A 19,179-nucleotide genomic window follows, 5' to 3' on the forward strand; every position below is an offset into this window, starting at 1 on the left:
ACAACTTTCAGCTACTTGAGTATAAATGTGCCCTATGGGATAATTTAATATCCTTCTCTGCAAATGGCATTTATATGTCAACAGGTCATGTTGAATATGCAAGTTTGAATGGAACGCATATTTTTAAGCTTATTGGCGAAGTGCGTGCCCAATCTTGTATTAGTCTAGACAAACTTTTAAACAAAATTGAACAGCAAGACGGTGTTGTCGGTGCGATTGTCGATCTTACCGAAACCAGTTTTATTGATAGTACTGTGCTTGGCATTCTTGCCAAACTTGGTTTAAAGCTAAAACAGGCACATCAAATTCAAGCAGTCATGCTGTCTACAAACTCCGATATCACAACTTTGGCAAATAGCATGGGCTTAGGTCAGGTTTTCGTGATTTTGGATTATTGTGGTGATCCAAATGTATGTACTCGTGCGTTAATCGATGAGCATATTACTCACCGTAATATGCTGAGCACTGTTTTAGATGCTCACAAAACACTAATGAAGCTTAATGAAAGCAATCAAAATATGTTTGAGCCATTAGTGAAACAACTTCAAAAAGAGCAAGAAAACTTAGATAACTTGTCTCAACAAAACGTATGACGCTTAATTTCGAGAGCGACATCATGACTTTACTTTCCGTTGCACAAATGAATTCACAAAACGATATTGATGCCAATTTCGTTGTGATTGAATCCTTGATGCAGCAAAGTAAAGCTGATGGTGCAGAGCTAATTGTTTTTCCCGAAAACTTTGTTTGTTTTGCCGCAGGCAAGCAACGTGAAACTGCAGCTCGGTTTGAAGAAATTCAACAACGTCTCGAAAGACTTGCACAGCAATACCAACTTTGGATCGTTGCAGGCACTCTCCCATGCCCGTTTCGTCCAGATGGTTCTATCATTGAAGATGGTCGAGTGCGTACTGTCAGTTTATGTATCAGTCCCGAAAAAACTGAAGCGCGTTATGACAAAATTCACTTGTTCGATGTGCAAGTCGGCGATGCGGTGGGCGGTTATCAAGAATCAGCTTTTTTTGAGCCGGGTAATGAATTAGTGGTTGCCAAAACACCTTTTGGTAATATTGGCATGATGGTCTGCTATGACCTACGCTTTCCTGAGTTAGCTTTAAAATTACGTGCCCAAGGTGCCAATATTTTAACTACGCCTGCTGCATTTACTTACACCACCGGACAGATGCACTGGCAATTATTGCTTCAAGCTCGTGCTATGGATAGTCAATGTCAGGTTTTAGGTGCAGCACAACAAGGTTGGCATGGTGAAAAGCGTCAAACTTGGGGACATGCTTCTGCCGCAAACAGTCGCGGACAACTTTTAGATATGATTCATACTGAAGGTGCACAATTAATTACTGTCCCTTTTGATTTAGATGAACAAAAGCAGGTACGTGAATCGATGCCTTTGATTCAACATCGCACTTTAATTGAACTTTAATTCTATCAACCTTTCTCATCCAACTTTCTGCATTTGTTGTTCTTGTACAGCATAATTTTACAAAATTACTGCTTTATCTTTGCCCTAAATCCCACAGGATAAAAACTCATCAAATATGAGGGATCTAATAATGGCATTAGAAAAAGCAGTATATACGGCTCACGCCAAAGCCACTGGTGGCCGCGATGGTCGTGCAACATCTTCAGATGGCAGTTTTGATATTCAACTTGCTGTTCCTAAGGAAATGGGTGGTTCAGGTGGTGGAGCCAATCCTGAACAGCTTTTTGCAGCCGGCTATTCGGCGTGTTTCTTAGGCGCAATGAAATTTGTTGCAAGTCGCGATAAAATTAGTCTGAGTAAAGATGCTTATATTGAAGGTGATGTAGGAATTGGTCCTATTCCAAATGGTTTTGGTATCGAAGTGACTCTGAATATTCATTTAGAAGGCATGGACGCTGCTGAAGCACAAAAGCTTGTAGATGCTGCACATATTGTATGTCCATATTCTAATGCGACACGTGGCAATATTGATGTCACCTTGAACGTTATTACCTAAAATAAAAAGCCCACATAGGTGGGCTTTCGTATTTATTCACCTGCTTCATTGGTTACACGCAGGACTTCTTCAACGGTCGTTTTACCTGTTAAGACTTTACGCAATCCATCATCACGAATAGAGCCGGAAAGTTGACGAGCATAATTTTCAATTTCATATTCAGCGGCATTACCATGAATCAGACGGCGCATATGATCATCGACAGGCACAATCTCATAAATTGCAGTTCGTCCTGTAAAACCTGTATGGCTGCAACGCTCACAGCCTTTAGGCTTAGGCAATTCTAACTGAGAACCTGAATGCAAATGGGCAAATAATCCTTGCTCAAACTCATCAGCTTGATGCCAAGTGGCACAATGTGAACACAAGGTTCGCACCAAACGCTGCGCAATCACCCCAATGAGTGAGCTGGACAATAAAAATGGCTCGATGCCCATATCTTTTAAACGGGTCACTGCACCAATGGCAGTATTGGTATGTAATGTAGATAACACCAAATGACCTGTAAGAGAGGCTTGTACGGCAATTTCTGCAGTTTCCAAATCTCGGATCTCACCGACCATCACTACATCGGGATCCTGACGCAGCATCGCTTTTAAGGCACGGGCAAATGTCATATCCACTTTAGTGTTGACCTGAGTTTGTCCAATTCCTTCCAGTTGATATTCAATTGGATCTTCGGCCGTCAAGATATTCTTAGAGCCATCATTTAAATCAGAAAGTGCAGCATATAAGGTTGTGGTTTTACCTGAACCTGTTGGCCCTGTGACCAAGATAATCCCATGTGGGCGATGCACCAATGTTTTTAAGCGATCATAATCATTATTCATTAAACCCAAATGAGTCATATTGAGTCGACCCGCTTGCTTATCGAGAAGACGCATCACCACACGTTCGCCATAAGATGATGGCAAGGTCGAAACACGGACATCTACCTCACGCCCTGCAAGACGTAAAGAGATACGACCATCTTGTGGAATACGTTTCTCCGCAATATCTAGTTTGGCCATGACTTTAATACGCGATACCAAAAGCGGAGCAAGTTCACGACGCGGTTGTACAATCTCGCGAAGCTGTCCATCGACACGTAAACGTACTGATAATTTTTTTTCAAAAGATTCAATATGAATATCAGAAGCACCGACTCGAATAGCTTCTGATAACAATGCATTGATTAAACGGACAATGGGCGCATCATCTTCCTGATCCATCAAATCTTCAGCTTCAGGAACTGAATCTGCAAGACTCATTAAATCAGGATGATCTTCAAGTCCCGCTGCAACTTGTTGTGATTCTCCACTATCCCCTGCAAAACTACTGCTGAGCAGTTGATTAAATTCTTGTTCGGTACAAAGTTGATATTGTGCAGGATGTCCAAGTACACGACGCGCTTCCTGTAATGCAAGCATAGAGGTATTCTCACGACGCACAATAATCGCTTGATCTCCTTCATAGCGAAGCAGCACACCATGGCGTTTGGCAAAACTATAAGGAATTTGTAATTGTTTAAGTACTTGCATCACAGTTTTATAATAATGATGAAAAAATTTAAATTGAGTGTACTCTAAGCACATGACAGCGTGAAGTATATTTCAAAGAATTCGCTAGAAAGGACTGGACATTGCCATTAGATCAAAGCTCATCGACCGAACCAACCCAAATGATTCCTTGGTGGGGAGAATATTCCTTTGAAATCAATGAATCTAAAGCATGGCAATTTGGCTCATTGCTCTTCCGCTTGACCCGTGGGTTGCAAGAATGGCGCATGGAATACTATCGCCCAACTGTGCAATATGACTATGAGCAAAAATGGTTTCAGATTGAGGATCCTCATTTTGGTTTTCCTCAACCGGTCAAAATTGAACGTTACATGTTCCAAAGTACCCAAGGCAAAATTCAGCTCATGCCGCGTTTGGCGGATCGTTCAGTCGTAATCAAACCTGTCGATCCAATCTACATTCCTGCGGGTCAAAGTGGCACACTTTATATCAGTACACCATTATGGATTGCTGGATTTATCGATGGCCAACGCGAACCAATTTTTGATATTCCGGTGATCTTGCCGAAAGATACATGGTTTGGACCAAATCATCGTTCAGGTGAAATCTGTTATGCGACCGCAGTTGATGGTAGAACTGAGCTAAAGCTCTTACGCCCTCGTGCCTTCCGTGCTGTCACCCCTATTGAGTTTCATAATAGTAGCCATAAACAATTACGTTTCGATCGTATGAATGTGCCGGTGGTAGCTTTACCGTTGTTCTTTAGTGCCAGTACCCAACGACTTTGGACCTCTCAGATCAAAGTTTTACATGAAAGCTCAGATCGTCCACCACGAATTCGTATTGAAAATCGCACACCACCACATGCAGGTGAAGTGGAATACTTGCATCCACCACGCGATGCAGCAAGTACTCTTTTTAATATGTTTGATTCATTTTTCTAAGGAGGCATGATGGCTAATTCAAGCATTTCAGGCGAAGTCACCAATAGCCTCAAAGGAATTTTCACCAATATCAATACCGATCGTTTGACGGAAATCTTAGTTGCGGTCGTTTTAAGTTTTATTGGTTTTTTAGTCGCTCGCTTTATATCAAATGCTTTTATTCGCACCATTGGTACGCGCTTCAATGCACATCAGCAGTTGGTTTGGCGTCGCGGGATTTTCTATTTTATTTTCTTGATCTTCGTGATGGCGAGCCTGAAAGAAGCGGGTTTTAAACTTAGTGTATTTTTAGGTGCTGCTGGTATTTTAACAGTTGCATTGGGTTTCGCTTCACAAACCTCAGCTTCAAACTTAATCAGCGGTATGTTCTTGATTGGTGAAGGCTCATTTGAAGTCGGTGATACCATTCAACTGACGCTTATTCGTGGACATACGGTTGAAGGCGAAGTGATTTCCATTGACCTTCTCTCTGTCAAACTTCTGACCAATGACAATGTTTATGTGCGTGTTCCGAATGAACAATTGATTCGAGCTCCTGTACACAACCTGTCGAAATTCCCAATACGGCGCATTCCGATTACTCTCGCCATTAATTTCCATGAAGACATTATTAAAGTACGTGAAGTGCTATTGGATGTTGCTAATAAATATCCATTGGTTTTGGCCGACCCAAAACCTGCGGTGACTGTAACTGCGTTTCGTGAGTCTTCAATTGAACTGTTATTTGCTGTTTGGTGTCAGCAAGAGAACTTCTTAAAAGTGAAAGATGAAATGCACGAACGCATTCGTAATGGTTTTGTGGAAAATCAGATTGAAATTCCTGTGCCGAAAATGGGCTTTGTTGGTCAACCACCTTCCCAAGCCTTAGACAATGAAGAAATTGATCAATATTCAAATGCACAAGAACTGAAACGTGAACCTGATTTGAAATAACATTAATCCCTCCTAGCCTCCCTTTAAAAAAGGGAGGAATGATCTTTTTTAAAGGGAGAAAAGTTTTGGAAATTAAGCTTTCTTCTCTACCTCTGGCATAGGGGCGATATAAGCAATTAACAACATACCCCCACCTGCTAACAAGAATGAAATCACACGCGTTAAAGTGCCCGTATGAGATAAGTCAAGTAACACTAACTTCAGGGTCACCACTACCAAAATACTGCCACCTAAAATCCACATTGGCTGAATTTTTTTCCAAGTTGCCGACCACATAGTGATAAAAGCCAAGACCACCCAAAGAATAGTTAAGCTGAGTTGAATTGTGGCATTGGACCAAATTTCGATTGAATTAAATGGTGTCTGCACATACATATGTAATGCACGTAGCACGATATAACTTGATAGCCACAGTAGACTTAGCACCATCATTACCGCAACGAGACCTTTATCTCGCCCGACTTTAGCTTGTTGTAGCAACATCCATATAAATGCTGTGAGCATACCAAGACTGACCAAATCAAATGGATTGAAAACGGGCATTAAATAATAAGCAAAGGCCTGCTGGCTAAAGAGCTGCGAGCAGACGATCCAAGCGAGCATGAGCGCTAAAGTACTTTTACTTTGCCAAAGTTGTTGCCAGTTTGAGTCTTGAGGTTGCTTGTAACACCAGAGTCCAAATAACAGCGGTAAAATCACCATACTGATATAAGGTAGCGCTGGTACAATACACAAACTTGCCAGTGTCAAACTGACAAATGCACCTGCACTGACAATTTCATTGGATAAGCGGATTGAGCTATTGAGATAAAGCCATAAACGCACCAACAACAAACTACTGAATGCAAAAATCAATTGTTCAATAGGTTGATCCCACAGAATCATCGCCTGGGTGCTATGACTGAATAAAATAGCCATCGCAATCAGCATTAAAGAAAGTAATCCACTCCACTTTGGCAACTGCCATGTCCATGATTGCGTTCGACGAGAAATCATTTCATTTAAAATAGCTAAAACTAGCGTGATAACACCAAGGCTCATGACCTCATTATTTGCCAAATTCCATTGATCTTCTAATAACAGCGCGATGGTTAAACTACTTAAAAAACTTAGAATACAAACAAAAGTCACGCCTGATGTTGCCAATTGTTGTCGATAACTGGCTTTTAACTGACTTAAGACCACAACCAGTAAATAACAAATACTGAGTACCCAGAAAATATGCGTCGGGGTTGGATTCATCTCAACGAGATAATACATACTGGTCAACCCTGCCATGATCAACAGCCCCATAGCAAGATTACGCGCGATAGCCTGCTGTTTCTCAAGTGACCATAAATAAATGATAAACCCTTCTATTGCCCATCCCATTACACTGAATTCTTGATGCAGCAAAATCGGTGGAATCAGGGCTAAAAAAATCAGCATCAAGCTAAAATAGCTATGTGCTACCACAGGCAAGTTGCTACGACGTGCAACCCATTGCCAGCAGACAGCAAAAATCAGAGCATAAAATAAGCTTAAGTCTGCTTGCCACATCACATCATTGAAATGTAAGAGATAAAGAAAAGCATATGCGGTGATGGGTGCAGCAAAAATTAATCCGACATCTAGAAGAGATTTTATCTTGGCTTGTTTAAAGTCGTGAATGCTAAGTAGTTGACTATATCGAAGACCTAACCATATAAAGATTGCACTATGTGCTAACACAAGTATAGTCAGCACCACATGATCTTTCTGATCAGCGTATATAAATGCATGAACACCAGCAAAAATGGCTGTCATGAGAAAGGCGATTTGATTCAACACCTTCCACGGTCGGACAGTCGTCAAACACGCAATACCTATATTGATAAATAAATAGTATGTAACCAACTCAACCGTACTAATCTTCAAATTTGGTAAGGTAAATGGCGCAATATAAGCAACAATGACGGCGATTAAGACCAGCTCGACACTCTCTTGCTTTAAGCTCAGCATCACCGTGGTCGCCATAATTAAAGTAAATAATAGGCTGGCAAAACCAAGCGTCGCGATCACTTGATTGGAATAAGCAAAAAATAAGGTTAAGAACAGTACTGCAAGCCCCAAGCCTTCAATTGCAAGTGCAAAACTCCGATTTCGTCGATGCAGTCCGAAACCACCTGCAACTGTCAACAGACTCACTATAGCAACTAGCCCAAGTTTAACGGCCAAACTTAATTGCCAATTTTCAGTCGCAAATCTGAGTAATAAAATTACCCCAATGACCAAGATTACAATCGCCGCTTTTAAAACCGGATTACCTTTAAATGCCCAATTCTGAATTTGATCAAGCAAAGACTCAGACTGATGCTGTGATGGTGACGATTGTGCTGTTGTGACATCCTGCTGATGATCTGGGATTGACTCAGGTTGAACATGTAAAGACGGATGTTTTAAGACCTGTTGTAGGATTCGCATCGAGGCTTCAATACGTTGCAACCATCGAAGCAAAAAGAAAATCCAAGCCGTGATGCCAACACCCATCAGGCCATCAAGTCCAGTTACACCGCCAATGATTGCGACAATAGAGGAAATATATAAAGGGACTTTTGAGCTTCGCTGAATGGGAGCCTGTAATGCTTCAGCAGTTGTATTCAGTGGAGTCTGAACAGCACTGACATATTGCATCACACTGATCATCAGACCCAAGCCACAAAACAAACTTAACATTAGCTGATCAAGATACCATGCCCCTGCCGCAACAATAATCAAACTGATCAGCCAAATCATTCGCAATTCATTTTGCCCTGTTGTCATTCTTGTCTTTCCTGTTCTGCATTTGGCTATGATATATCAGCTCAAGCGTGTTATTTCATCTTGCAACAATATTCGATAAGCTGTGCTCAGACTTGTCACAGCGTATAACATTAAAATCACGTACAATAGTGCGGTTATTTGAATAAGGAATTGATTACATGCCACCATTTGTCTTGGTCGATGGCTCTTACTTTTTATTTCGTGCCTTTCACGCAGTGCCACCGTTAACCACGTCAACCGGTTTGCACACCAATGCAGTCCGTGGTGCGATTTCTGCCATTCAAAAACTGATGCGCCGCATTGGACCAACACACATGGCGGTTATTTTCGATACGCCAGAGCCAACGTTCCGTCACGAATTGTCACCAATTTATAAAGGTGACCGTCCAAAAATGCCGGACGAATTGTCACAACAAATTCCATATTTGCATGCCCTAATTAAAGCTTTAGGTATTCCACTACATATGCTGCCAGGTGCTGAAGCCGATGATATTATCGGGACTTTAGCCAAACGTGCCGAAGCCTTAGGTCATCAAGTACTTATTTCAACTGGCGATAAAGATATGGCTCAGTTGGTGACAGACAAAGTGACTTTAGAAGACAGTTTTAAAGAACGTCCACTGGATGTCGATGGGGTCTTCGAAAAATTTGGCGTTTGGCCAAACCAAATTATTGATTATTTAACTCTGATGGGTGATGCCTCTGATGGCATTATGGGTGTACCAGGCGTAGGTGCAAAAACAGCAGCGAAACTTTTAAATGAATACGGCTCGATTGGCGGCATTTTAGAAAATGTCGATAAAATTAAAGGTAAAGTTGGTCAAAATATTAAAGACAATGTCGAAGGCATTGCACTCGATCATCAGCTTGCCAGCATTGTGATTGATCTTGATCTTAGCTTTGGTTATGACGATTTAAAACTGCAAGAACCGAATGTAGAAGCCCTACGTGCTTTATATACTGAACTTGAGTTCCGTAATCAGTTACAGTCTTTGGATCATCCGAATAATCCAAATAATGCAAAATATAAACAAGCTGCAAAAGCAGCGGTAACTACTGATGCTGCACCTGCAGAAGATCAAGCTTCAGTGACAAGTAATGATGATCAATTGGGTCAAGCGACATATCACACTGTATTAACTCAAGCAGATTGGGATGCTTTATTCCAACGCTTAAGTACAGAAAAACGTTTTGCTTTTGATACCGAAACCACAAGTTTAGATTATCGTATTGCTCAAGTGGTCGGCTTCTCTATTGCCTTTGATGCCAAAGATGCCTATTACGTTCCACTGGCACACGACTATGAGGGTGCGCCTGAACAGCTTGATCGTGACAGCATCTTGAATCAAATCAAGCCTATTTTAGAAAATGAAACCATTGAAAAGATTGGTCATCATTTAAAATATGATGCACACGTTTTAGAAAATCATGGCATTCATTTGGCAGGTTGGTATTTTGATACCATGTTGGCTTCTTATGTTCTGAATTCTGTTGCAACACGTCACGGCATGGATGATGTAGCACGTTTATATTTGAGTCATTTCACCACCACTTTCGAACAGATTGCAGGTAAAGGCGTTAAGCAAAAAACTTTCAATCAAATTGAGATTGAAACTGCTGCGCACTATGCTGCAGAAGACGCCCATGTGACCTATCGTCTATATGAAGTATTGAGCCAAAAACTTCAGCCACATCCTGAGTTGGTTAATATTCTGCATAATATTGAAATGCCTGTTGCACGTGTGCTGACCAGCATGGAAGAAAATGGGATTGCACTGGATACTGAGTTTTTAGGTCAACTCAGTACTGACTTTGCTGAAACCATGCAAAGTCTCGAAGCGAAGATTACTGAAATTGCGGGTGAAGCCTTTAATGTCAGCTCACCAAAACAAGTCGGTGAAGTGCTATTTGAAAAATTAGGTCTGAAAGGCGGTAAAAAAACTTCTACAGGTCAATACAGTACCAGTGAAAGTATTCTGGAAAAAATTGAGCACCCAATTGCTGAATTGATTTTGGATTATCGAGGACTGTCTAAACTGAAAAGTACATATACCGATGGTTTGCAAAAACAAGCTAATAATGACTCACATCGTGTACACACCAGCTATCATCAAGCATTAACCGCGACAGGTCGTTTGTCGTCAACCGATCCAAACTTACAAAACATTCCTGTACGTGAAGAAATTGGTCGTCAAATTCGTAAAGCCTTTGTCGCGCCTAAAGGTCGTGTTTTACTTGCAGCCGATTACTCACAAATCGAATTACGCCTCATGGCGCATTTCTCACAAGATGATGCCTTAGTTGATGCCTTCAATCACGGTCAGGACGTCCACCGTCGTACTGCATCTGAAGTTCTAGGTGTTGCGCTTGAAGATGTCACTAATGATCAACGTCGCCAAGCAAAAGCAGTTAACTTCGGTCTGCTGTATGGTATGTCTGAGTTTGGTTTAATTCGTCAACTTGGCTTTACTCGCCAAGAATCTCAGGAATATATCAAACAATACTTCCATCGTTACCCTGGTATTTACGAATACATGCAACGCACTCGCCAAGTCGCACTTGAGCAAGGCTTTGTCGAAACAATTCTGGGACGTCGTTTATATACGCCTGATATTGATGCACGTAACATGATGGTACGTAAAGCTGCAGAACGCGCTGCAATTAATGCCCCATTACAAGGTTCAGCGGCAGACATCATTAAACTTGCGATGATTGAAGTGGATAAAATGCTACCGAAAGATCAAGCCAAAATGTTACTTCAAGTACACGATGAATTGGTCTTTGAAGTAGATGAAGACATTGCGGATGATCTTGCACCAAAACTTGCAGAAGTCATGCAGTCAGTCTTACCAATTTCTGTGCCGCTAGTGGTTGAGGTGGGTAAAGGTATGAATTGGGATGAGGCGCATTAATACGCCTTGAAGCCCCTCTTTACCTTGCACTTCGTTAAAAGCAATACTTTTAACTTGTTCAGGGTTTGGGGAGATAAAAAAATCCCTCCCAACCTCCCTTTTTAAAGGGAGGAGTTAAATAAAAAAGGACGCCTAAGCGTCCTTTTTTATTTGGTTTAGATTACAAACCCGTCAGCAATACAAATGCCACCTGATTCATAATCATTTCAATAATAATCAGTGCCAAAATCGCCAAAATTGGAGACAAGTCAATCATTCCCATATTCGGCATAATACGGCGGAATGGTGCCAATAATGGTTCTGCAAGTTCTTGAATCACTTCAATATAAGGTGAACGAGATTGGGTAAACATGACCACCCAACTTAAAATAATCGTTGCGAAAATTAAGTAACGGCAGAAACGGATCAAATCCTGAATCATGGTGACAAAAGTCAGGATAATTAAATGCACTGGGCTATTTGGCATACCACCAGACAAATGCATAGTGCCGTAAATTTTCAAAAGATACAGCAACACTAGCAGTACAAGCGCAGCAGTATTTACACGCCCTTTTGCAAGCGTTGGAATAATACGGCTAAAGACATCAACAATCTTAGTGGCTTTGACCGTTGAAAGCACAACAGGATTGTAAGGACTTACCGCAGCCAACTGCATTAAGAATCTAAAGAATACGAGCAAAATCGCAACGTTAATGATAATGCCGAAAATTAGCGCAGAATTTGCACCCATATTGGAATATTCCTAAAAATTAAACTGAAGTTTTATTTGCTTCACTTAGCTCTTGCGCAAGTTCTTGACTGCGTTTTTGAGCTGCAGCAAGTGCAACTTGAATATTTTGCGAAATGTGTGCGCGATCGAACACTTCTAAAGCCGCTTGCGTTGTACCATTTGGCGAGGTTACGTTCTTCCGTAACTCAGCCGGTGTATTGGCGCTGGTAATTGCCATTTGTGCAGCACCAAGTGCAGTTTGCAAGGTCAATTCTGTGGCAACTTTTTCATCTAAACCCAAGTTTTTACCCGCACGGATCATGCTTTCCATCATATAGAAAAAGTAAGCAGGACCTGAACCTGAAACCGCAGTCACAGCATCAATTTGTGCTTCAGTTTTGACCCAAATAGTTAAACCTGTCGATGCCAAAACTTGGCTTGCGAGTTCGCGGTCTTGTGCTGAAACATTTTCATAGGCAAAAAGACCATGTGCGCCAGTTTGAACCAATGCTGGTGTATTTGGCATGACACGTACAATACGATCTGTACCGAGTAATGCGCCGACAGTTTTGATTTCAGCACCCGCCACAATCGAAATGACCAATTTACCGTCCAACAAACCGTTTAATGGTTTTAACACATTGGCTAAAACTTGCGGTTTTACTGCAAACAAAACAATTTGAGCATCTTGAATCGCAGCCTGATTATTGTCAGTCACATTCACACCTTTTTCTGCAAGAAGTGAACGTACTTTTTCAACCGGATCTGAAACTGTAATACGAGAAGGTGCTAAACCACGTGAAATCAAGCCACCAATAAGGGCTTGAGCCATGTTACCACCACCAATAAAACTAATATTACAATCTAAAGCTGCACTCATGATTTATGCTCGTCGTTGAGTTCTAAGGTTAAGAGGACCGAAGCGGTAGCCAACCATCCGCCACACAATAGGCAGATTGTGCTAACCAAAATCCGTTAGGAGTAAACACCCCTAGGATAACATTATCTTTACTTAATATTTGAATAGTATGGCGTTGCCAAGGAAAAATTTGCGCTTCCTGAATGGCTTTTTTTAGTGGCCATGTCCCGACTCGACCGTGTAAATGAACTTTTTCACCACCAGCACGAAACTGAATATGCAATGTTTGATGGAATAAATCTGGGGATAATCCGTACTCAGCCTGAGCAATACAAAACTCACCCGAAGGCAGAGTTAAAGGAAGATCGGGATGAATTTCTATGGGAGTTGTCCCCACATACTGGTTTGGATCAAATACATATTCCGAGCGATGCAAGCGAAAAAGTTGTCGCTGATAACGGACGTAGTAAAAATCTTTATAATGCAGCTCTGTTTTGGCATCGGGTTTGGCTTGAATCACTTCGCGTTGTAGCCGTTCCACCATATCTAAACTTGGACGATATTGATCCTGCCCTTTCATCCATGCAGATAAAAGTTGACGCTGCCGAGCCAGTGACAGCTCACTCAATTTATCTAGATTAAGCTGCTTATCATCACCGCACTGCTTTAAATCCTCAGACAATACATCCGCTAAAATATGTTGAGCATCCCGCATCAGCTCCGCCGTACGACTGAGTGCCATTTGCATTTTAGGAAAGCGTTCAGTGAGTAATGGCCATAACTGTTGTCTCGCCCATGCACGATCGTAATGAGTATCGAGATTGGTGGGATCTTCAATATGAGAAATATTTAAATCATCTGCCCATTGGCAAATCTGCTCACGAGATACATCTAAGAGTGGACGCCATATCGTGAAATCTTCACGAATATCGATGGCTTTCATTGCTGCCAAACCATCAACACCTGCACCAGATAACAAACGCAGCATTAATGTTTCCGCCTGATCTTGCTGGTGATGGGCGAGGACTAAAATTTCATGGTCTTTAAGATGCTGAGCATATGCTGCATAACGCGAATGTCGTGCTTGTTGTTCAAGATTTCCGCTTGCAACTGTCACTGTTTGAACGATACAGGGAATATTCAGCTTCTTACATTCTGCTGCAACAAATTCACCCCAGCTAGCGCTGACCGCTTGAAGCTGATGATCGACATAAATGGCGGTTATTTTTTCAGGGCACAAAAAAAACATCAGATGCAACAGCAGCATAGAATCTATGCCGCCACTACATCCAATGAGAAATTTTGTTTCTGCAGGAAAGTCTTGCAGTTGTTTTAAGACACGAGTCCTGAGTTGTCGCTGCCAAACTTCATTAAACGTTGGTAACGTGCTTCGCATCGTTCTTGAGCTTCCATTGGTTGCAATTCATTCAATGCTTCTTTAAGCACTGATTTTAAACTGTCCATGACCTGTTGCGTATTGATGTGAGCACCCTCACCTTCATCTACAACATATTCCACGATACCCATTTGCTGAAGTTTTTCAGCAGTTAATGCCAATGCTTCACTGGCTTGTTCCGCTTTTTCAGCAGTTTTCCACAAAATAGAAGCACAACCTTCAGGAGAAATCACTGAATAAATACTGTGTGACAACATTACTACACGGTCAGCAACACCAATACCAAGTGCACCACCTGAACCACCTTCACCTAAAACGGTTGCAATGACAGGCACTTTCAAATTAGAAAGCTGTGCCAAACTTGTGGCAATAGCTTCTGCCTGACCACGTTCTTCAGCACCAACGCCAGGGTATGCACCCATAGTATCAATAAAGGTAAATACGGGTAGATTGAAACGCTCAGCCATATCGAGTAAGCGCTGTGCTTTACGGTAACCTTCAGGGTTAGACATCCCGAAGTTGTGTTGTAATTTTTCGCGTGTACTACGACCACGGTGCTGACCCACAACCATGACAGGTTGACCATCAAGGCGAGCCAAACCACCGATCATTGCCCCATCATCACCAAATAGACGGTCACCATGTAAAGCATCAAATTCAGTGAATATTTCACCTACATAATCCAAAAATTGTGGACGTTCAGGATGACGTGCAATTTGCACCGTCGCCCACGCTTTTGATGGAGTTGCTTTATTTTTCATAGCTCAACCGTTTTCATCCCTAGAGAGGTATTAATCAACAAATTGTTCAGATTGAATCGAGAGTTCAATGTCCCAATTTTTAAATTGCACTTGTTCATCGTGCAATTCAGCAACCAGTAACGGCCATTGTTTGGCATCACCAGCGACACTGAGCTTCCATTGTTGCGCATTCTTAACCTTAAGTTCAATGGCAGGAAGCATCTCATCGCTGCGACTGTGATTGACCAAAATCGCCAGACGAAGTAACAGACATAACTGTAAAAGTTTCGTTCCACCGACTTTCATCACATCATGCTTGGCATCAGCGCGCAATTTACGACGGTGATGTGCGACCAAATGTGACAAATAGTTTTGATCAACCTGTGAGAAACCTGCGATATCTGAGTGTTGTAGCAGATACGCCCCATGACGATGATAACCACTGTGACTAATAGCTAAACCAATCTCATGCAAATAGGCTGCACGACGTAACAAGTCACCATCGTCACTGTTTAAATGCAGATCAGCCGCAACATTCTCAAATAAATGCTGTGCTGTGTTTACCACACGTTCTGCTTGCTTGCTGTCTGCATTATAACGCCCCATTAAGGCATGGACAGAACGATCACGGATGTCTTCGTGCTGAAAACGACCTAATAGGTCATACATGACCCCTTCACGTAGCGCACCATCTGAATACACCAGTGACTTGATATTTAAGACTTCAAAAACTGCATATAAAATCGCAATCCCTGCAGGTAATACGGCACGGCGGTCTTCTTTAAGGCCTTCAAATTCCATATCAGAAACATGCTTATACTTAAGCAGTTTATCTTTGAGTTTGTCTAAACCTTCACGGGTCAGCTCTTGTTTATCATTGCTCCAACCCATATTTACACAAATCTGACGACAGGCTTTGATAGTTCCACTTGAACCAACAACCGCTTCCCAACCCGCTGATTTATAAGTATTCACGATACCTGAAATTTCTTTACGGGCAGCAGTCATCGCTTTATCAAACGCTTTTTGTGTAATCTCACCATCTTGGAAATAGGCTTTGGTAAATGTCACACAGCCCATCTGAACAGATTCAGTATGAATCGGTTCAAATTCTTCACCAATAATCAGTTCAGTTGAACCACCACCGATATCAACAACCAAACGACGACCAGAATTGGCCATGGTATGTGAAACACCCAAATAAATTAGACGAGCTTCTTCACGACCCGCAATAATTTCAATCGGTTTCGGTAAAATTTCTGCGGCTTTTTGAATAAATTCGTGACCATTTTTAGCTTGGCGTAGCGCATTGGTGGCCACAATTCTTAAACGTTTTGGTTGAACTGAACCTAAACGACCGACAAAACGAGCCAAACAGGCCAAACCACGCTGCTGTGCGGCCTCAGTTAAATTTTTATTTTCATCTAGACCTGCAGCTAGCTGAACTTTTTCGGACATCGATGCGACTTTTTTTACTTCGCCATGATCTACTCGGGCAATGGCCAAATGGAAGCTGTTGGATCCCATATCAATGGCTGCAAGTAGTTCTTCATCAATTAAAAAGTCAGACATTACAGAAATAAACCTTGAACGCATTGTGCTTAGAGTAATTCACCTACATGCAATTGAAAAGCCATTTATATCGAGAATTTAACGCGTTACTGTTTTGCATGCTTTTATGACGATTGTGTTACACGATGATGGCTATCGTGATCATCCATTAGACAAAATATAATTATACGTTGAAAATTTGCATATATCCCTACATTGTTAAAGTTGGCTATGTAATACTTATATCCATATAGCTATCTTTTTATAAAATATTTTGGAGCATTACATGTCTGCTAACATCGTAAATACAACTGACGCTAACTTCGAAGCGGACGTACTTCAATCTGACGTTCCTGTACTTGTTGACTTTTGGGCTGGCTGGTGCGCGCCTTGTAAAGCCATTGCACCTGTACTTGAAGTTCTTTCTGAAGAATACCAAGGCAAAGTAAAAATCGTAAAAGTAGATGTAACTTCTTGCGAACAAACTGCAGTGAACTACAACATTCGTAACATCCCTGCTTTATTAATGTTCAAAAATGGTGAAGTTGTAGCAACTCAAGTTGGTGCTGCACCGAAGTCTAAATTGACTGCATTTATTGACGAAAATATCTAATATTTGACGTTAAGTGAAATACGCGGCACTGCCCGCGTATTTTTTTCGCCTATAAATTGACAAACTTAGTGCGATCTCTTATATTGCTTGTTCAAGAGATCAAGGATGTCAAATCCTGTCAATTTCTTACAAGACACAATACATAAGATGCCGCTCGGCAATAGAAATTGTTTTTCACATTTTTCATTGAAACAATCAATCAGACCTCTGAATTGTTCTTGTGCAAATTCAATTGCTTTCGTTTGAATGCTTGTATGCGGCCGAATGTTACTCCCTATCCAACCTGCACCTCAGAATTTTGATTCTATCTGACCACCTATGAATTTAACTGAACTTAAGAAAAAACCAATTGGCGAACTCATCAAGATTGCCGAGTTTATGGGCCTTGAAGGTATGGCTCGTAACCGTAAGCAAGACATTATCTTTGCCATCTTAAAACGTCATGCGATGAATGGCGAAGAGATCTTTGGTGATGGCGTTCTAGAAATTTTGTCGGATGGTTTTGGTTTCTTGCGCTCTGCGGCAGGTTCTTATTTGGCTGGTCCTGACGATATCTATGTCAGCCCTTCACAAATTCGTCGTTTTAACCTCCGTACGGGTGACACCATTACAGGTACAATTCGCCCACCAAAAGAAGGTGAACGTTATTTTGCTCTGTTAAAAGTTAACCAAATTAACTACGACACACCAGAAAACTCACGTAATAAAATTCTATTCGAAAACTTAACGCCTTTGTTCCCAACTGAACAATTGGTGATGGAACTTGGTAACGGCACAACTGAAGATTTAACTGCACGTGTGGTCGATCTTGTTGCACCAATCGGTAAAGGTCAACGTTCAATCATCGTTGCACCGCCTAAAGCCGGTAAAACCATGTTGCTACAAAACATCGCGCAATCGATTGTACGTAACAACCCTGAATGTTTCCTTATTGTGCTTCTTATTGACGAACGTCCTGAAGAAGTAACAGAAATGGAACGTACAGTACGTGGTGAAGTTGTTGCTTCTACATTCGATGAATCTCCTGCTCGTCACGTACAAGTGGCAGAAATGGTGATTGAGAAAGCAAAACGTCTGGTTGAACACAAGAAAGATGTTGTGATTCTGCTTGACTCAATTACCCGTCTTGCACGTGCGTACAACACTGTGATTCCTTCATCAGGTAAAGTATTAACGGGTGGTGTGGATGCACACGCACTTGAACGTCCAAAACGTTTCTTTGGTGCTGCACGTAATATCGAAGAAGGTGGCTCATTGACTATCATCTCAACCGCCCTGATCGAAACAGGTAGTAAGATGGATGAAGTGATTTACGAAGAATTCAAAGGTACAGGTAACCAAGAAATCACGCTTGATCGCCGTATTGCTGAAAAACGCGTATTCCCTGCCATGAACATCAAAAAATCTGGCACACGCCGTGAAGAACGTTTAATGTCTGAAGATAACTTACGTAAAGTGTGGATTCTACGTAAGCTGCTTCATACGCAAGACGAACTTGCAGCGATGGAATTCCTGCTTGATCGTATGAAAGAAACCAAGACCAATGATGATTTCTTCGATCAAATGAAACGCAAAGCTTCTAATTAAGTTTAAAGACAAGTTTTATTTCAAATGAAAGGTCACCTATATGGTGGCCTTTTTTAGGTTGACAAAATTTACATAAATACACAAAGTGGACTTTAAATTGTAATTTTATTTGCAAGTTAATGATTAATAAAAAAATCAGTAAAAAAAGCTTTTGAATTTTATGGGCTTATATTGCCTTTACCCAATGTAAATCATTCTATTAATTGTTATTTTCTGTTAAAAACCTCACGCTTTTAGTCGTTTTTTATCACTTTTTTGAGTCTACCCAGTAGCATTTAAAAATGCGCAGTGATAGCATATTTGCAGACCAGTTAGACTGCTCCTGCGTTGTTAGTACCTAACACAATTAGGAATAATAAAAGCACACAACAGGCTAACGTCGGTTATTTTTAATCTCAAATTTTAGAGAGTGATGCCATGTTATTCAAAAAAATCGCTATTGCTGCTGCAGTTGCTACTACTTTAGCTTTCGTTGGTTGTGCTAAAAAAACTGAAGAAGCTCCTGCTGCTGAAGCTGCTGCTTCTGAAGCTGTAGAAGCTGCTTCTGAAGCTTCTGCTGCTGCTGACGCTGCTGCTGTTGAAGCATCTGCTGCTGTTGAAGCTGCTTCTGAAGTTGCTGCTTCTGAAGTTGCTGCTTCTGAAGCTCAATAATCTATTA

16 protein-coding genes are annotated in these 19,179 nt (G+C 41.4%); 9 read left to right on the plus strand and 7 right to left on the minus strand.

Going from position 1 to position 19,179, the window contains the following annotated elements; all coding sequences use genetic code 11:
• Positions 1-74: 74 nt before the first annotated feature.
• The 3 genes from gigB to A3K93_RS09765 all read left to right on the plus strand — a co-directional run bounded on the left by gigB (position 75) and on the right by A3K93_RS09765 (position 1,997).
• Positions 75-593 carry an anti-anti-sigma factor GigB gene (gigB, locus tag A3K93_RS09755; protein WP_067731064.1) on the plus strand — a complete coding sequence of 173 codons (519 nt, stop codon included), beginning with the start codon at positions 75-77 and terminating at the stop codon, positions 591-593.
• A 23-nt stretch (positions 594-616) separates the two neighbouring features.
• The gene (locus tag A3K93_RS09760; protein ID WP_067731720.1) at positions 617-1,441 is read left to right on the plus strand and encodes a carbon-nitrogen hydrolase family protein; all 825 of its coding nucleotides are present in this window, start codon (positions 617-619) and stop codon (positions 1,439-1,441) included.
• 130 nt (positions 1,442-1,571) lie between these two features.
• Entirely contained in the window at positions 1,572-1,997 is a 426-nt protein-coding gene (locus A3K93_RS09765; RefSeq protein ID WP_067731065.1) for an organic hydroperoxide resistance protein, read from the plus strand.
• 32 nt (positions 1,998-2,029) lie between these two features.
• On the opposite strand, the gene gspE is transcribed toward A3K93_RS09765, so the two are convergent.
• Positions 2,030-3,517, minus strand: coding sequence for a type II secretion system ATPase GspE (gspE, locus tag A3K93_RS09770; protein WP_067731721.1), 1,488 nt, complete (start codon positions 3,515-3,517; stop codon positions 2,030-2,032).
• A gap of 140 nt (positions 3,518-3,657) precedes the next feature.
• Here gspE and A3K93_RS09775 point away from each other — a divergent pair, with 140 nt between their 5' ends.
• Complete coding sequence (locus A3K93_RS09775; RefSeq protein ID WP_067731722.1) at positions 3,658-4,440, plus strand: hypothetical protein; 783 nt, start codon at positions 3,658-3,660, stop codon at positions 4,438-4,440.
• 9 nt (positions 4,441-4,449) lie between these two features.
• Positions 4,450-5,373 carry a mechanosensitive ion channel family protein gene (locus tag A3K93_RS09780; protein ID WP_067731066.1) on the plus strand — a complete coding sequence of 308 codons (924 nt, stop codon included), beginning with the start codon at positions 4,450-4,452 and terminating at the stop codon, positions 5,371-5,373.
• A gap of 72 nt (positions 5,374-5,445) precedes the next feature.
• Here the strand turns inward: A3K93_RS09780 and A3K93_RS09785 are convergent, their stop codons facing one another.
• Positions 5,446-8,154, minus strand: coding sequence for a DUF2339 domain-containing protein (locus A3K93_RS09785; protein WP_067731067.1), 2,709 nt, complete (start codon positions 8,152-8,154; stop codon positions 5,446-5,448).
• A gap of 158 nt (positions 8,155-8,312) precedes the next feature.
• On the opposite strand from A3K93_RS09785, the gene polA reads away from it, so the two are divergent.
• Positions 8,313-11,066, plus strand: coding sequence for a DNA polymerase I (gene polA / locus A3K93_RS09790; protein WP_067731068.1), 2,754 nt, complete (start codon positions 8,313-8,315; stop codon positions 11,064-11,066).
• A gap of 160 nt (positions 11,067-11,226) precedes the next feature.
• Here polA and A3K93_RS09795 read toward each other — a convergent pair whose 3' ends face one another.
• Genes A3K93_RS09795 through ppx form a run of 5 tightly spaced genes read right to left on the minus strand, consistent with a single transcriptional unit; the run spans position 11,227 to position 16,342 of the window.
• Positions 11,227-11,796 carry a YggT family protein gene (locus A3K93_RS09795; protein ID WP_067731069.1) on the minus strand — a complete coding sequence of 190 codons (570 nt, stop codon included), beginning with the start codon at positions 11,794-11,796 and terminating at the stop codon, positions 11,227-11,229.
• 19 nt (positions 11,797-11,815) lie between these two features.
• The gene (gene proC, locus A3K93_RS09800; RefSeq protein ID WP_067731070.1) at positions 11,816-12,655 is read right to left on the minus strand and encodes a pyrroline-5-carboxylate reductase; all 840 of its coding nucleotides are present in this window, start codon (positions 12,653-12,655) and stop codon (positions 11,816-11,818) included.
• A gap of 28 nt (positions 12,656-12,683) precedes the next feature.
• Positions 12,684-14,030, minus strand: a complete 1,347-nt coding sequence (tilS, locus tag A3K93_RS09805) for a tRNA lysidine(34) synthetase TilS (protein ID WP_081408530.1) — start codon at positions 14,028-14,030, stop codon at positions 12,684-12,686.
• Positions 13,967-14,791: an acetyl-CoA carboxylase carboxyltransferase subunit alpha gene (locus tag A3K93_RS09810; protein WP_067731071.1), complete on the minus strand. Its 825-nt coding sequence runs from the start codon at positions 14,789-14,791 to the stop codon at positions 13,967-13,969. The genes tilS and A3K93_RS09810 overlap by 64 nt, the downstream gene beginning before the upstream one ends.
• A 30-nt stretch (positions 14,792-14,821) precedes the next feature.
• Positions 14,822-16,342, minus strand: coding sequence for an exopolyphosphatase (ppx, locus tag A3K93_RS09815; RefSeq protein ID WP_067731072.1), 1,521 nt, complete (start codon positions 16,340-16,342; stop codon positions 14,822-14,824).
• Positions 16,343-16,607: 265 nt separating this feature from the next.
• Here ppx and trxA point away from each other — a divergent pair, with 265 nt between their 5' ends.
• From trxA to A3K93_RS09830, 3 genes are all read left to right on the plus strand, one after another.
• On the plus strand, positions 16,608-16,934 hold the full coding sequence (gene trxA / locus A3K93_RS09820) for a thioredoxin (protein ID WP_067731073.1): 327 nt from the start codon (positions 16,608-16,610) through the stop codon (positions 16,932-16,934).
• Positions 16,935-17,252: 318 nt separating this feature from the next.
• Positions 17,253-18,521, plus strand: a complete 1,269-nt coding sequence (rho, locus tag A3K93_RS09825) for a transcription termination factor Rho (RefSeq protein ID WP_067731074.1) — start codon at positions 17,253-17,255, stop codon at positions 18,519-18,521.
• A 417-nt stretch (positions 18,522-18,938) separates the two neighbouring features.
• Positions 18,939-19,172, plus strand: a complete 234-nt coding sequence (locus A3K93_RS09830) for a hypothetical protein (protein ID WP_067731075.1) — start codon at positions 18,939-18,941, stop codon at positions 19,170-19,172.
• Positions 19,173-19,179 lie beyond the last annotated feature (7 nt).

This window comes from Acinetobacter sp. NCu2D-2 (genome assembly GCF_001647675.1).
GTDB lineage: Bacteria > Pseudomonadota > Gammaproteobacteria > Pseudomonadales > Moraxellaceae > Acinetobacter.

Coding starts and splice junctions, on each gene's coding strand:
- gspE (WP_067731721.1), bottom strand. CDS start 3,517: ATGCAAGTACTTAAACAATTACAAATTCCTTATAGTTTTGCCAAACGC.
- A3K93_RS09780 (WP_067731066.1), top strand. CDS start 4,450: ATGGCTAATTCAAGCATTTCAGGCGAAGTCACCAATAGCCTCAAAGGA.
- trxA (WP_067731073.1), top strand. CDS start 16,608: ATGTCTGCTAACATCGTAAATACAACTGACGCTAACTTCGAAGCGGAC.
- gigB (WP_067731064.1), top strand. CDS start 75: ATGTCAACAGGTCATGTTGAATATGCAAGTTTGAATGGAACGCATATT.
- A3K93_RS09775 (WP_067731722.1), top strand. CDS start 3,658: ATGATTCCTTGGTGGGGAGAATATTCCTTTGAAATCAATGAATCTAAA.
- proC (WP_067731070.1), bottom strand. CDS start 12,655: ATGAGTGCAGCTTTAGATTGTAATATTAGTTTTATTGGTGGTGGTAAC.
- A3K93_RS09795 (WP_067731069.1), bottom strand. CDS start 11,796: ATGGGTGCAAATTCTGCGCTAATTTTCGGCATTATCATTAACGTTGCG.
- polA (WP_067731068.1), top strand. CDS start 8,313: ATGCCACCATTTGTCTTGGTCGATGGCTCTTACTTTTTATTTCGTGCC.
- A3K93_RS09810 (WP_067731071.1), bottom strand. CDS start 14,791: ATGAAAAATAAAGCAACTCCATCAAAAGCGTGGGCGACGGTGCAAATT.
- A3K93_RS09785 (WP_067731067.1), bottom strand. CDS start 8,154: ATGACAACAGGGCAAAATGAATTGCGAATGATTTGGCTGATCAGTTTG.
- tilS (WP_081408530.1), bottom strand. CDS start 14,030: ATGCGAAGCACGTTACCAACGTTTAATGAAGTTTGGCAGCGACAACTC.
- A3K93_RS09760 (WP_067731720.1), top strand. CDS start 617: ATGACTTTACTTTCCGTTGCACAAATGAATTCACAAAACGATATTGAT.
- A3K93_RS09830 (WP_067731075.1), top strand. CDS start 18,939: ATGTTATTCAAAAAAATCGCTATTGCTGCTGCAGTTGCTACTACTTTA.
- rho (WP_067731074.1), top strand. CDS start 17,253: ATGAATTTAACTGAACTTAAGAAAAAACCAATTGGCGAACTCATCAAG.
- ppx (WP_067731072.1), bottom strand. CDS start 16,342: ATGTCTGACTTTTTAATTGATGAAGAACTACTTGCAGCCATTGATATG.
- A3K93_RS09765 (WP_067731065.1), top strand. CDS start 1,572: ATGGCATTAGAAAAAGCAGTATATACGGCTCACGCCAAAGCCACTGGT.